This is a genomic window from [Actinomadura] parvosata subsp. kistnae (genome assembly GCF_900323885.1).
Classification (GTDB): Bacteria; Actinomycetota; Actinomycetes; order Streptosporangiales; family Streptosporangiaceae; genus Nonomuraea; species Nonomuraea composti.
The window spans coordinates 783261-797071 of sequence record NZ_OOHJ01000006.1 but is presented as its reverse complement, the minus strand read 5'-3'; the positions used below and the strand labels follow the sequence as shown (position 1 = coordinate 797071).

Below are 13811 nucleotides of genomic sequence, written 5' to 3'. Positions count from 1 at the left end.
CTCTGATTCTCTTCCGCGTTGATAATCTCAACGTTGAAATAACACCACGAGGGAAGCTCGACGTCAAATAAATGAACGTTGAGATAGTGAGTGTTGAGAGGAAGGAAGACCCCGTTGGGTGATGTGGTGGACCTGATCCTGGAGCAGTGGCGGCGCGAACGTCCCGACGTGGACGCCTGGCCCATGGGGATCGTCGGGCGGGTCAGCAGGCTGGCGCGGGTGCTGGATCGGGAGCTGAAGGAGTTCTTCGCCGCGCACGGGCTGGAGCGGTGGGAGTTCGACGTGCTGGCCACGCTGCGGCGGTCGGGGCCGCCGTACGAGCTGACGGCCGGGATGCTCAACCGGGCCGCCATGGTGACCTCCGGCGCCATCACCAACCGCATCGACCGGCTCGCGGCCAAGGGGCTGGTCGAGCGGTTGCCTGATGAGGAGGACCGGCGCTCGATCCGCGTCCGGCTGACCGCCGACGGGCTGGCGAAGATCGACGAGCTGCTCGCTCCGCACGTGGAGAACGAGGCGCGGCTGCTGGCCGCGCTCGGGGTGAGCGAGCGCGACCAGCTCGCGGGGCTGCTGCGCGGCCTGCTCGAAGCGCTCGGAGACACCGCGCAGGAGTGACCCCGGCGGCCGCTAGCCGATGGACGACAAGCGTTCCATTTCGTCCTCGGACAGCGCCAGCGCGCCCGCCGCCACGTTCTCCTCCAGGTGGGCGGGGTTGCCGGTGCCGGGGATGGCCAGCACGTGCGGGCCCTGCCGCAGCGTCCAGGCGAGCCGGATCTGGGCGGGCGTGGCCCCGTGGGCGCGGGCGACGGCCAGGACGGTCTCGTCCTCGGCGGCGACCGCGCCCGCCTCGCGGCCCGTGCCGGCGATCGCGAAGAACGGGACGAAGGCGATGCCCTGCTCGCCGCAGATCCGCAGCAGCTCCCGCTGCCCGGCCGGCGCGCCGATGCCGAACGGGTTCTGCACGCACACCACCGGCGCGATGGCCACGGCCTCGGCGAGCTGGGCGGGCGTGACGTTCGAGACGCCGAGGTGCCGGATGAGGCCGGCGTCGCGCAACGCGGCCAGCGCGCCGAAGTGCTCGGCGATCGAGCCGGTCCGCTCGCTGGGCGGCACGCGCAGGTTCACGACGTCGAGGTGGTCGCGGCCGAGCTGGCGCAGGTTCTCCTCGACCTGGCCGCGCAGCTGCTCGGGGGTGGCCCACCACCAGTCCCCCGACGGGGTCCTGGCGGGCCAGACCTTCGTGGTGATGACGAGATCGTCCGGGTACGGGGCCAGCGCCGAGTTGATCAGCTCGTTGGCCGACAGGCGCGGGGAGAAGTAGAACGCGGCGGTGTCGATGTGGTTGATGCCCAGCTCGACGGCCCGGCGCAGCACGGCGATCGAGCGTTCACGGTCACCGGAGACGTCATCGGTGAAGGCGGCGCGGCCCGTCAGCCTCATGGCGCCGAACCCGATCCTGTTGACGGTCAGGTCGCCGAGCTTCCAGGTGCCTGCGCTCGCGGATGTGGTCATGGTCGTTCCTCACGGCAGTGCGAAGGGGAGGTTTCCAGCCCGGATGCGGGCATGAAAAAAGCCTCCCCGGGGCGGAAGGGGATCCGGCCGGGAAGGCTCAGCGACGTTCGTAACGATAGCAGGTTCCCGGCACCTCCATTGACATACTGACCTCGGGTCAACAATAGTGACCTCAGGTCAATAACCTCCATCCCCAGGAGTGCCGATGTCCACCGCGACCACGTCCCCCGGCTTCCACCTCGTCGGACGGCTCCTCGACCCCGCGTCGAGAGCCGACCCGTACCCGACCTACGCCCGGTTCCGCGACCTCGGCCCGGTGTGGATCGAGGAGATGTCCGCGCTCGTCGTGCCGGGCTACCGCGACTGCGAGACGCTGCTGCGCGACCCCCGCCTCAGCGCCGAGCGGCACCACTACTTCGACGCCGCGCGGGAGCGCGACCCGTTCCCGCCGGACGCGCCCGCCTCGGTGCGGCAGCCGTGGTTCCTGTCCATGGACCCGCCGGACCACACCCGGCTGCGGCGCCTGGTCAGCGGCGCCTTCACCGCCCGCACCGTGGCCCGCATGGAGCCCTATGTCACCCGGCTCGTGGACGACCTCCTCGACCGCGCCTGCGAGCGCGACACCTTCGACGTGGTGTCCGGCCTGGCCTACTCGCTGCCGGTGACGGTCATCTGCCACCTGCTCGGCGTCCCGGAGGAGGACGAGCGGCTGTTCCGTGACTGGTCCGCCCAGCTCACCCGGCAGCTCGACGGCTTCTCCTTCCCCGGCGACGAGGACTTGTGGGCGGGCGGCGTGGTCGAGCTGCACCGCTACGTCAACGAGCTGGTCGCCGAGCGGCGCAGGAGCCCCCGCCGCGACGACCTCATCTCCGAGCTGCTCGCGGCCCGCGACGGCGGCGACGTGCTCAGCCACGACGAGCTGGTCTCCACGATCGTCCTGCTGCTGGTGGCGGGGCACGAGACGACGGTCAACCTGATCGCCAACGCCGTGCTCGCCCTGCTGCGCCACCCCGCGCACCTGGCCGCCCTGCGCGCCGATCCCGGCACGGCGGCGGCGGTCGTCGAGGAGATCCTGCGCTACGACCCGCCCGTCCAGCTCACCGCCCGCATCGCCCGCGAGGACCTGACGGTCGGGGCGGCGCAGGCGCCGGCGGGCGCCCTGGTCATCCTGCTGCTGGCGGCCGCCCACCGGGATCCGGCGGCGAACCCGGACCCGGACCGCTTCGACCCGCGCCGCGACCAGGTACGGCACCTGGGCTTCAGCGCCGGGCCGCACTTCTGCCTCGGCGCGCCGCTGGCCAGGCTCGAAGGGCGGGTGGCGCTGGCCGCGTTCGCCCGGCGGGTCCGCGAGCCGCGGCTCGTCGCCGACCCGCCGCCGTACCGGGAGCACATCAACCTGCGCGGCGTCGGCGAGCTGCTGGTCGAGCACGGCGCCCGGGGTCGCTAGCCTGGTGCGGTGGTCACCTCCAGGAGCCGCCGGCGCCTTTCACCCGAGGCCAGGCGCGGCGAGCTCATCGACGCCGCCATCCGGCTCCTGCGCTCCGGCCAGGACGTGAAGAACTGGGTCCAGGCCGTCACGGCCGAGGCCGACGCCGCCAAGGGCACCTTCTACGTCTACTTCTCCTCCTGGGAGGACATGCTCGCCGCCGTGCGCGAGCGCGTGCTGCGCGAGTACGTGGACCGCTTCCACCGGCTCGCCGAGACCACCGAGCCGATCGACTGGTGGGCCACGCTCGACGCCGAGTGCGCGGCGGCCATCGAGGACATCTCCCGGCCGGGCGGGCTGCACGCCGCCGTCTTCCACTCCGCCGCCGACGCCACGGACGAAGGACGGCTCGACACCATCGCCGCCATCGCCAAGGCGTTGCGGCGAGGCATGGACGACGGCGCGTTCCGCCCGGTCGATCCGCACGTCACGGCCACGATCCTGTTCACGGTGCTGCACGGGGCCGCCGACGCGATCGCGGCGGGCGAGCAGCGCGAGCGCTGGCTGGAGGCGGTACGCGACCTTGCCCGGAAGTGGCTCGCCCCGTGACCCTCCCGGGTTGCGAGAATATACAGACTGGTCTATTTTTTCGAGCATGGGACGCAAGGGTGACGAGACGCGCGGGCGGCTGCTCGACGCCACGCAGGACCTGATCGAGGCGGGCGGCTACTTCGGCGCCGGGCTCAACCAGGTGATCGCCGCCAGCGGCATGCCCAGGGGGTCGCTCTACTTCCACTTCCCCGACGGCAAAGACCAGCTCGTCACCGAGACGCTGCGGCGGGCCGGGCGGGAGCTCGGCCAGGCGATGCGCGACCTCGCCGACACCGCGCCGGACGCGCCGTCGCTGGTGGCCGGCGTGATCGCGCTGCTCGGCGACCGGCTCGAAGGGTCGGGCTGGCGCAAGGGCTGCCCGGTGGCCACCGTCGCGCTGGAGATGGCGGCCGGGCACGACGCGCTGCGGCAGGTGTGCGCCGAAGTGTACGACTCGTGGGAGGACGCGCTGCGGGAGCGGCTGGTCGCCGACGGGCATCCGGGCGCCGAGGATGTGGCCACCACCGTTCTGGCGCTGGTCGAAGGGGCGTTGCTGCTGGCGCGGGCGCGGCGCAGCCGGGAGCCGCTCGATCGGGCGGCCAGGAGCGCCGCGCTTCTGCTCGCTTGCTGACATCGGACGCCCGCGTGCCCATATGCATGCCTCAAAAATATGTAGATCGGTCTACCTGGAGTGTCATGGAACCCGACTCGATCGTCTTCGGCGCCTCCGGCTTCATCGGGCGCTTCCTGGTGGCGGAGCTGCTGCGGCGCGGCAGCACCGTGGCCGCCGCCGTCCGGGGCGGCGGTGACGCGCTCACCGCCTGGCTGTCCGGCCAGGAGGTTCCGCTGGACAAGCTGTCGGTGGTCCGCGCCGACATCACCCATCCCGATCTCGGCCTGCCGCCCGATGCGCTCAAGGAGGTCCGCGACGTCTACAACTGCGCGGGCAGGTACGCGTTCGGGCTGAGCGTCGAGGAGGCCCGCGCCACGAACGTCACCGGCGCCCTCCACGTGCTCGACTGGGCTGCCACCCGGCCCGGCCTGCGCCGCCTCGTGCACGTCAGCGGCTACCGGGTGAGCGGCGCCGGCGGTGGCTCGCCTGACTACCGGCGGCTCGGTGCGTACGAGGCGTCGAAGGTGGAGGGGGACGCGGCGGTGCGGGCGGGCGCGCGGGAGCGGGGCGTCCCGCTGAGCGTCGCCAACCCCTCCACCGTGATCGGGCCGGGCCAGTTCGTCGGGCTGGCGTCCGTGGTGGCCGACCTGTGGCGCGGGCGGCTGCCCGCCGTGCCGGGCGGGCGGGACGTGTTCGTGCCCGTCGTGGACGCCGCCTACCTGGCCGCCTTCCTGGCCGGGCTGCCGGAGCAGGACGGCGGCCGGGGCGAGGCGTACTGGCTCCTCGACGACCGCACGCCGGTGCTGCCGGAGCTGATCAAGCTGCTCGCCGCGCACACGGGGGTGCGGGCGCCCCGGCGGACGATCCCGGTGGGGCTGCTGCGCCGCCTGCCCCGCGCCCTGACCCGGGCCGATCCCGAGACGCTGTCCTTCCTGTCCACCGACCGGTACGACACCGGGCCCGCCGAGGCCCTCGCCGGCCGCATGGGGCTGCGCCCGCCACCGGTCGAGACGGCGCTGCGCACCTGGGCCGACGACCTGGTGGCTACCCGCTTCGGCACCACCACCGCCCCACCCCGCCCCTACGGCTACCAGCGGGTGGCGGGCACCGCGACCTGGATCACCGGCGACCGCGCCCGGCCCGCTCACGTCCTCCTGCACGGGCTGCCGCTCGACTCGGACTCGTGGCGGGAGGTCGCCGACCGGCTCGACGGCCCCGTCCTGACCGCCGACCTGCCGGGACTGGGCAGGTCAGGCCCGGCTCACGCACCCGTCACCGACTGGGTGGCGGAGTTGCTGTCCGGAACAGAAACCGGAGCCCGGCCGGTGCTCGTGGCGCACTCGCTGGCCTGCGTTCCCGCCGTCCGCTACGCGGCGGCGCATCCGGAGCGGGTGGCGCGGCTGGTGCTGGTCGCTCCGGCGTTCCTCCAGGCGCCGTCACCCTGGCTGTCGCGGACGCGGGCGGCGGCGCTCCTGCTGCGGCGCATGTCCGCGCCCCACCTGGCCGCCACGCTCGGCGTCCCAGAAGGCCCGGCCGTCGCAGCCGCGGCGGCCGACCTTTCCCGCCCCGGCCAGGCCCGCCGGGTGGTCGCCGCGCTGCGGGCCGCCCACGCCGTGCGCCACGAGCTGCGCGAGCTGCTGACCCGGGTGAACGTGCCGGTGGAGATCGTGGTGGGGTCGGCCGACCCGCTGACCGTGCCGGTGGACCGGCCCGTCACCACGATCGCGGGCGCCGGCCACTACCCGCAGCTCACCCATCCGGACGAACTCGCCGCCGCCCTCCGCTGACCCGCCACCGCAAGAGGCGGAACCAGGCGAGCCGCTGAGGAACCGTCGAACCGGCCGAGCCCCGACGCGCCGCCTCAAGAGGCGAGCGTGGCCTCGGCCAGCTGACGCCAGTCCTCTTGCGCACCGGCACGGGTCGCCTCGGCGAACGCGTTCTCGTCGAGGTGCTCGCGCACCCCGCCGGCGATCCGGGCGACGTCCGGCTTGGTCCGGTCGGGGGTGCCGCGCACGCTGTCACTGGCCCCGAGCAGCCGCGCGGCCTGCTCGTAGCGGCCCTGCCGCAGCGCGAGGTCCGCGAGCCCGATCAGCACGTCGGCGACCTGCGGCGGGAACTCGCCCTGGGCGACGGCCCGGAACGCCTCAGCCCGGTACGCGCGGGCCTGCTCCAGGTCCTCGGTGACGTAACCGTGCAGGTCCATGGCCTTGGCGTGGACGGTGGGGTGCAGCTTGATGTCACCCAGCGTCGCCTGCACCGTGTCGAGCTGCCGACGCACCTCGGCGGCCTCGCCGCGCCAGCGGGCCAGCTCCGCTTTGGCCAGGGCCAGCTCGGCGCGCGCGTCGGGCCAGGCGACGGCGTCGGCGCGGCGCTGCGCCTCGGCCAGGGCGGCGGCGCTGGCGCGTTCGTCGCCGAGCAGCCAGTAGAGCTGGGCCTGCCGGGCACGCAGGCCGACGACGTCCTCGGCCGCGCCGATCTCGGCCAGCGCCGTGCTGGCCTCCTCAAGGTGCTCGCACGCGCGGGCGAACTCGCCGCGCATGGCGAGCCGGTCGCCGAGGAACGTCAGCGCGAACGAGCCGCCCCACCGGTCACCCAGCGTGCGGAACTCGGCCAGGGCGATCTCGGCGTCGCTGTCGACGTCGGTGGTGTCGCCGCCGAGCGTGAGCCGGAAGCGGGCGCGGGTGAGCCGGGCCTGGGCGCGGACCCAGGGGGAGTCGTCGGCGATGAGCCGTTCCAGCGCGGGCAGGAAGTCCTTGGGGCCCTGCAGCATGCTCGCCAGCAGCTCGATGAAGCCGAGCAGCGGGTGGTGGTAGCCGCCGTGCTGGATGAGCCGGTGCGCGTCCTGGATCCAGTCGCGCGCCTGGTACTGGTCGCCGCTGACGCCGGAGGACAGGAACATGGTGACCAGGAAGTAGGCCCTGGCGCGTACCTCGTCGGGCACCTCGCCCGGCAGCGAGGCCGCCGCGACGGCCAGCTCGGCGCCCTCGGCGCGGTAGCCGCTGAGATACCAGTACCAGCCGGCGGCGGCGACCAGCCGCATCGCCTCCTCGGCCCATCCTTCGGCGATGGCGCCGCGCACGGCCACGTTGAGGTTGTCGTGGTCGGCGTTGAGAATGGCCAGCCATTCGAGCTGCTCGCCCCGGAACAGGTACGGCTCGGCCGTCTCGGCCAGCTCCACGAAGTAGGCGAGGTGGGCGCGGCGCGTCCGCTCGCTCTCGCCGGCCTCGTCGAGCCGCTGCGCCGCGTACTCCCTGATGGTGTCGAGCATGCGGTAGCGGGGGGCGTCCTCGCCGTCGGCGACCAGCAGCGACTTCTCGATCAACGCGGTCAGCACGTCGAGGACCGGCTCGCCGTCGGGGGTCTCCTCGCCGCAGACGCGTTCGGCCGCTTCGAGGCTCGCGCCGCCGGAGAAGACCGACAGCCGCCGCAGCACGCCGCGCTCGCCTTCGGACAGCAGGTCCCAGCTCCAGTCGACGACGGCGCGCAGCGTCTTGTGCCGGGCCAGAGCGGTGCGGCTGCCGCTGGTCAGCAGCCGGAAGCGGTCGTCGAGGCGGCGGGCGAGCTGGTCGACGGTCATGGTGCGCAGCCGGGCGGCGGCCAGCTCGATGGCCAGCGGGATGCCGTCGAGCGCGCGGCAGATGCGCGCCATGGTGGCCAGGGTGGCGGCGTCGGAGCCGATGTCCTTGCGTACCAGCTCGGCGCGGTCGCGCAGCAGCCGCACGGCGGGTGAGGCGCCGGTCTCGGCGGCGTCGGCGGCGGGGGCGGGCAGCGCGAGCGGCTCGACCTGCCACAGCACCTCCCCGGTGATGCCGAGCGGCTCCCTGCTGGTGGCGAGGATGCGCAGGTTGCGGCACTCCCCCAGCAGCCGGTCGGCGAAGGTCGCGATCGGCTCGATGAGGTGCTCGCAGTTGTCGAGGATGAGCAGGATCGAGCGGTCGCGGATCGCGGTGACCAGCCGTTCGGTCGCGTCGCCGCCGCGCGCGTTGCCGAGCAGGGCCTGGTCGCGCACGCCGATCGCGGTGAGCGCGGCCTGCGCCAGCTCGCCGCCCGCGCGGGCGGAGGCCAGCTCGACCAGCCACGCCCCGTCGGGCAGCTCGGCGAGCATCGTACGGGCGGTCTCGGTGGCCAGCCGGGTCTTGCCGGAGCCACCGGGCCCGGTCAGGGTGACCAGCCGGTGCTTGATGGCCAGGCCGGCGACGGTGGCGATGTCGTCGTCCTTGCCGACGAAGCTGGTCAGCTCGGCGCGCAGGTTCGTCCTGCGGTTGTCGGCGCGCTCGCCCAGCTCGCCCCGCAGCAGCGCGGTGTGCAGGGCGGACAGCTCGGCGGACGGGTCGGCGCCCAGCTCCTCGGCCAGCCGCTCGCGGGTGCGCTGGTAGAGGGTCAGCGCCTCGTTGGCGCGCCCGGCCTCGGCCAGCGCCCGCATCAGCGCGGCCACGAACCCCTCCCGCAGCGGGTACGTGGCGACCAGATCGGTCAGCTCGGACACCAGCTCGGAGCCGCGGCCGAGGCGCAGGTCGGCGTCCACGCGGTCGCCGAGGGCGGCCACGTGCAGCTCTTCGAGCCGGGTGACGACGGCGTCGAACACGTCGCTGCCCTGGAGGGCGATGTCCGCCAGGGGCGTGCCGCGCCACAGGGCCAGGGCCGAGCGCAGCAGCTCCGCCCGCGCGGCCGGCTCGGCGCCGCGGGCCTGGGCGATCAGCTGCTCGAACCGGGCGGCGTCCACCGCCTCGGGGGGCACGGCCAGCCGGTATCCGCCCGAGTCGGCCCCGATCACGCCGTCCGGCAGCACCCTGCGCAGCCTGGACACCAGCGCCTGGAGGGCGTTGACCTCGTCCGCGGGCGGCTGCTCCCCCCAGATCCAGTCGACCAGCCTGGAACGGGTGATGATCCGGCCGGGTTCGAGGGCGAGGGCGGCGAGCAGCGCACGCAGCCGAACCCCTGGAACCTCGATGACGGCCCCATCTTGATCGCGGACCTCGAACGGTCCCAGCAGTCCGACTTGCACATCCGACATTGTGCCGAACCGGACGACTCCCGACGAACCGCCTACCGGTCGCGGCCCGCGTCCACCGGCGGCCTTCATCGGATCGTTACCGTCTCAGAGCCTGCTGCTCACCCCGCGGATGAGCCCGCGCAGCATCCAGGTGCCCAGGCCGGCGGGCATGGCGACGGCGCCGCGCATCGCCCACTCGCTCTGGGTCAGGGCCGCGCGCGGCCCGCCGGTCGCGACGGCCTGGGTGGCCAGCAGCGAGGCCAGCAGGGCGGGGCGCCGCCGGCTCCGCTCGTAGGCGGCCAGCGCCGCGGCCGGGTCGGACGACCGGGCGCCGGCCAGGGCGCGCAGCAGCGCGGCGACGTCCTCAAGGCCCTGCCCGGCGCCCTGCGCGAGCATGGGCGGCATGGCGTGCACGGCGTCACCGATCATGACGGTGCGGCCGCGTCCCCAGCGCAGCGGCGCCCGGTGCCGGCGGTGCGGGAACAGCTCCAGGTCCTTGTCCGACAGCGCGTCCAGCAGCTCGGGGACGGGCGAGCCCCACGAGGCGTAGCGCCGCCGGAGCGCGGCGAGCGCGACGTCCGGGCTCGGGCGGGCCTCGCCGGGGCGCAGGCGGAAGTCGATCAGCCATTGCAGGGTGCCGTCGCCGGAGGGGTTCATGCCGAAGTCGCCGTGGGGGCCGAGGAAGATCAGGGCCCGCCTGCCGGGGTCGAACGGGGGCCTGACGAGGCCCTGCCAGGTGGCGGTGCCGGTCGGGCGGGCCGGCTGCGCGCCGAACAGGGCCGTGCGGACCTGGGAGTTCACGCCGTCGGCGCCGATGAGCAGGTCGCCCGTGTGCTCCTTGCCGTCCTCGGTCCGCACCCGTACGGTGCGGCCGTCGTCGTGCAGGCCGGTGACGCGGGCGCCGAACCGGTAGATGTGCTCCGGCAGCCCTTCGGCGAGCCGGTCGAGCAGCAGGCGGCGGGGCAGCGACACCACGGGGGCGCCGAACTCGGCGGCCAGCCGTTCGAGGTCCATGACCATCACCCGGCGGCCCCGTGAGCTGCGCACCTCGATGGCCTCCAGGCGCTGCCCGGCCCCGTCCATCCGGACGCCGAGATCGTCGAGCACGGTGGTGCCGTTGTGCCAGATCATGATCGCGCATCCGGTCTCGCGTAAGGCCGGTGACCGCTCCAGCACGGTGACTTCATGCCCGGCGGCGAGGAACCCCCTGGCCGCCGCCACGCCCGCGAGGCCGGCTCCGGCGATGAGTACACGCATCCGCATCCCCTACGGCTAGTAGTACTACTAACTGTAGAGCTTAGGGGCGATGATCGCCGGACCCCGATCCGGGTGCGGTCACGCGGGCCCGATCACGTCCGGGGTGATCCCGCTCAGCTCCGGGAGCGGTCGGCGTTGGCCATGATGGCGTCGTGGACGTAGCGGGACAGGCCGGGGGCCATGGCGTCGAGCAGCCGCTGGTGGATGCCGGCCTGCTCGTCGCGGATCTCGGCCCAGTCGTCCGCCGAGTAGGCCGACGCGCGCCGCTGCCGCTGGCGCCACAGCTCGGAGCCGCCCCACTGCTCCTCCGCGCGGGCGGCGTTGTCCTCCAGGCGGGTGCTGCCGAAGATCTCCAGCCGCTCCTGCGGGGTGAGGCTGAGGCCGAGCTTGCGCGCGTTCAGCTCCTTGTCGATGGCGGCGACCATGGCCCGCTGCCGCTCGGCGCGCGCGGCGAGCAGCGCGCGCTGCTCCCGCAGCCGGTCGGCGTCGGTACGGGCCAGGTCGGCGAGGATCGCGCCGATCGTGTCGAGGTCGAAGTCGAGCTCGCGGTAGAACAGGATGCGCTGCAGCCGGCGCAGGTCGTCGCCGGAGTAGAGGCGGTAACCGGCCGGGCTGCGCTCGCCGGGCTCCAGGAGGCCGATCTCGTCGTAGTGGTGCAGGGTGCGGACCGAGACGCCGGTCAGCTCGGCGATCGCGCCGACGGTGTGCTCTTGTGCGGTCATGTGTCCACTGTGTCGCCTGACGCGGCGTGAGGGTCAAGCCGCCCGTTCCGGCCGTCTAGGTGACGAGCCGCACGCGGTCGCTGTCGCCGTCCGACAGGAACGACGCCAGCGCCCGACCCTCCTCGGCCACCGCCTCCCGCTCCGCCCGGGAGAAGGAGCGCAGCGGCACGACGGACACGGCGCCCTCCTCGACCGTCCAGGTCGCCGACACCCGGCCGTCCACCAGGACCACGCGGGCGCCGGCGACCGACAGGCCACGGTGGGCGTCGTCGATGATCCGGCCGCGGTCGTGGTAGCCCAGGATCGCGTTGTCGAAGGCGGGCAGGAACCGTGCCGGGGCCGGGGTGTCGGGGTCGGGGAGTGGCGCGCCGGGCAGGTCGAGCAGCACCCGGCCGCGCTCGTCCCGGAAGGTGACCAGCTCCTCGCGGATTGCGGCCACCGCGGCGGGCAGCCCGGCCAGGCCGCACCAGGCCCGCAGGTCGGCCGCGGCGGCGGGGCCGAACGCGGCCAGGTAGCGGCGTACGAGTGCCTGGCCCACCGGGTCGGAGCCGTCGGCGGCCGGCGGGTCGATCTCCCGGCCCAGCCACGCCGACAGCGGCAGGTTGCGCACGCCCGCCTTCACCCGCCACACCCCGCGCGGCGGGAGCTGCGCCATCGGCACGAGCGCGGCCACCAGCATCTCCCCAGCGCCCGCACCCCGGCCTGTGGCCAGCGGGCGGCGAGCGCCCGCGCCAGCCCGCTCATCGAGCGCGGCTCGCCGTCGGCCATCACCGCGCGGCCCGCCGCCGCGAGCTCGTCGAGGTCCACCCCGTCGAGCTCGCGCCGGTACGTCCCGAGCACGCGCTGGCGCAGCATGGCGTCGTGGCGGGCCCGCCAGGCCAGCGCGTCGGCGGCGGTCACCAGGTGCACGGTCCGGCGCATCAGGTGCGTGCGCACCACCTCCCGCCCGGTGAGCAGGCCCGACAGCGCCGCAGGGTCGAAGCCGCGCAGCCGCGACCACAGCCCCGCGAACGGCTCCTGCGGCTCCTGCGCCTGCAACCCGCACAAATGCGCGACGGCGTCGAGCACCGGCAGGCCGGAGCGGTCGAGCAGCAGTTGCCGGGCGAGCGTCGCGCGGTTGAGCGCCCGGGTGGTGAGAACGGTCATGGCCTCACGCCGCGGCCCGCTCGGAGACCGGACGCCTGCGCAGCGCGGCCGTGGTGACGGCCGGCGGGTCGTAGGCGACGTCGAGCGGGCCGACGTCGGCGCCCGGCGGCACGATCTCGTCGATCCGGTCGAGCAGGTCGTCGCCGAGCACGGTGCCGGCGCCCGCCAGCAGGTCGTCGAGCTGCTCCATGGTGCGCGGCCCGATGATCGCCGTACTGACGCCCGGGTGGCCGACCACGAACGCCATCGCCAGGTGCGCGAGCCGGATCCCGGCCTCCTCGCCCAGCACGGCGAGCCGTTCGACGGTGTCGAGCGTGCGCTCGTCGGTCATGTGCCGGGGCACCCACGCCATCCGGCGCCGCGGCGGCTCCGCCTGGCCGCCCTTGCGGTAGCGGCCGCTGAGCAGGCCCATCCCGAGCGGGCTCCACACCAGCGCGCCCATCCCGTACCGCGCGCAGACGGGCAGGACCTCCCGCTCGACCCCCCGGTTGATCAGCGAGTACGGCGGCTGCTCGGTGCGGAAGCGCGCCAGGCCGCGCCGCTCGGCCACCCACTGGGCCTCGACGATCTCCGAGGCCGGGAAGTTGGAGGAGCCGATCGCGCGCACCTTGCCGGCCGCCATCAGGTCGGTCAGCGCGGCAAGGGTCTCCTCGATGTCGGTGCGCGGGTCGGGGTGGTGGATCTGGTAGAGGTCGATGTGATCGGTACGCAGGCGGCGCAGCGAGTGCTCGACCTCGGCGACGATCCAGCGCCGGGAGCTGCCCGCCCGGTTGGGGTCCTCGCCCATCCGGCCGTTGACCTTGGTGGCGAGCACCACGTCGTCGCGGCGGCCCCGCAGCGCCCTGCCGACGATCTCCTCGCTCTCGCTGCCGGCGTAGACGTCGGCGGTGTCGATGACGTTGATCCCCGCGTCCAGGGCGCGGTGGATGATGCGGACGCAGTCGTCGTGATCGGGGTTGCCGGCCCCGCCGAACATCATGGTGCCCAGGCAGTAGGGGCTGACCTGGATCCCGGTCCGCCCCAGGGGGCGCGTTCTCATGCTGGTGGTTCCCTTCGGAAAGGCAGGTGGGACGCGTGGCGCGGGCGTGTCCCGCACCACGCCCGGAGCGCTACGCGTGATGGCCGCTCGCCACGTCCACGACCCAGATGACCCCGAAGCGGTCCTTCAGCATGCCGTAGAGCGGCGCCCACTGCGCGGGGCCCAGCGGTTGCACGACGGTCGCGCCCTCGGAGAGCTTCTTCCAGTACGCGGTGACCTCCTCGGTGTCGTCGCCGCGCAGGGAGAGGAAGAACGACTTCTCGCCCCGCTCGAACGGCGTTCCCGAGGGCACGTCGTAGGCCATCACGTGGAAGCCGTTGGCGGCGCGCACCTGGCCCCACGTCACATGGTCGGCGTCGGCGGGGTCCGGCACGTTCCCGAGGTCCTGGTAGGTGACGACGGCGAGGTCGCCGCCGAACACGGACTGGTAGAACTCCAGTGCCGCGCGGGCCTCGCCACGGAAGTTGAGGTGCAGGACGGATTCGACGGACATCTATGGCTCCTGTCATCGG

General features: G+C 74.0%; 11 protein-coding genes and 1 pseudogene. 5 read left to right on the top strand and 7 right to left on the bottom strand.

The window, feature by feature from the left end; genetic code table 11:
• Positions 1-114 precede the first annotated feature (114 nt).
• Positions 115-615: a MarR family winged helix-turn-helix transcriptional regulator gene (locus KIS93_RS07605; RefSeq protein ID WP_080038765.1), complete on the top strand. Its 501-nt coding sequence runs from the start codon at positions 115-117 to the stop codon at positions 613-615.
• A 12-nt stretch (positions 616-627) separates the two neighbouring features.
• Here KIS93_RS07605 and KIS93_RS07600 read toward each other — a convergent pair whose 3' ends face one another.
• Positions 628-1512 carry an aldo/keto reductase gene (locus KIS93_RS07600; protein WP_080038764.1) on the bottom strand — a complete coding sequence of 295 codons (885 nt, stop codon included), beginning with the start codon at positions 1510-1512 and terminating at the stop codon, positions 628-630.
• Positions 1513-1717: 205 nt separating this feature from the next.
• Here KIS93_RS07600 and KIS93_RS07595 point away from each other — a divergent pair, with 205 nt between their 5' ends.
• From KIS93_RS07595 to KIS93_RS07580, 4 genes are all read left to right on the top strand, one after another.
• Complete coding sequence (locus KIS93_RS07595) at positions 1718-2959, top strand: cytochrome P450 (protein WP_080038763.1); 1242 nt, start codon at positions 1718-1720, stop codon at positions 2957-2959.
• Between the two features lie 9 nt (positions 2960-2968).
• Entirely contained in the window at positions 2969-3547 is a 579-nt protein-coding gene (locus KIS93_RS07590; RefSeq protein ID WP_080038762.1) for a TetR/AcrR family transcriptional regulator, read from the top strand.
• 46 nt (positions 3548-3593) lie between these two features.
• Positions 3594-4160 (top strand): TetR/AcrR family transcriptional regulator, encoded by a 567-nt coding sequence (locus tag KIS93_RS07585; protein WP_080038761.1) that lies wholly within the window; start codon positions 3594-3596, stop codon positions 4158-4160.
• A gap of 65 nt (positions 4161-4225) precedes the next feature.
• Positions 4226-5929 carry an alpha/beta fold hydrolase gene (locus KIS93_RS07580; protein ID WP_080038760.1) on the top strand — a complete coding sequence of 568 codons (1704 nt, stop codon included), beginning with the start codon at positions 4226-4228 and terminating at the stop codon, positions 5927-5929.
• A gap of 74 nt (positions 5930-6003) precedes the next feature.
• Here KIS93_RS07580 and KIS93_RS07575 read toward each other — a convergent pair whose 3' ends face one another.
• The 6 genes and pseudogenes from KIS93_RS07575 to KIS93_RS07550 form a co-directional block, all read right to left on the bottom strand.
• A complete protein-coding gene (locus KIS93_RS07575; protein WP_080038759.1) occupies positions 6004-9147 on the bottom strand; it encodes an AfsR/SARP family transcriptional regulator in 3144 nt (1047 codons plus the stop codon).
• A gap of 93 nt (positions 9148-9240) precedes the next feature.
• Positions 9241-10392 (bottom strand): FAD-dependent oxidoreductase, encoded by a 1152-nt coding sequence (locus KIS93_RS07570; RefSeq protein WP_080038758.1) that lies wholly within the window; start codon positions 10390-10392, stop codon positions 9241-9243.
• 113 nt (positions 10393-10505) lie between these two features.
• Positions 10506-11114, bottom strand: coding sequence for a MerR family transcriptional regulator (locus tag KIS93_RS07565; RefSeq protein WP_080038757.1), 609 nt, complete (start codon positions 11112-11114; stop codon positions 10506-10508).
• Between the two features lie 55 nt (positions 11115-11169).
• Positions 11170-12260, bottom strand: a pseudogene (locus KIS93_RS07560) (winged helix DNA-binding domain-containing protein).
• 4 nt (positions 12261-12264) lie between these two features.
• Positions 12265-13299 carry an aldo/keto reductase gene (locus tag KIS93_RS07555; RefSeq protein WP_080038755.1) on the bottom strand — a complete coding sequence of 345 codons (1035 nt, stop codon included), beginning with the start codon at positions 13297-13299 and terminating at the stop codon, positions 12265-12267.
• Between the two features lie 70 nt (positions 13300-13369).
• Entirely contained in the window at positions 13370-13792 is a 423-nt protein-coding gene (locus tag KIS93_RS07550) for a VOC family protein (protein ID WP_080038754.1), read from the bottom strand.
• Positions 13793-13811: the final 19 nt, after the last annotated feature.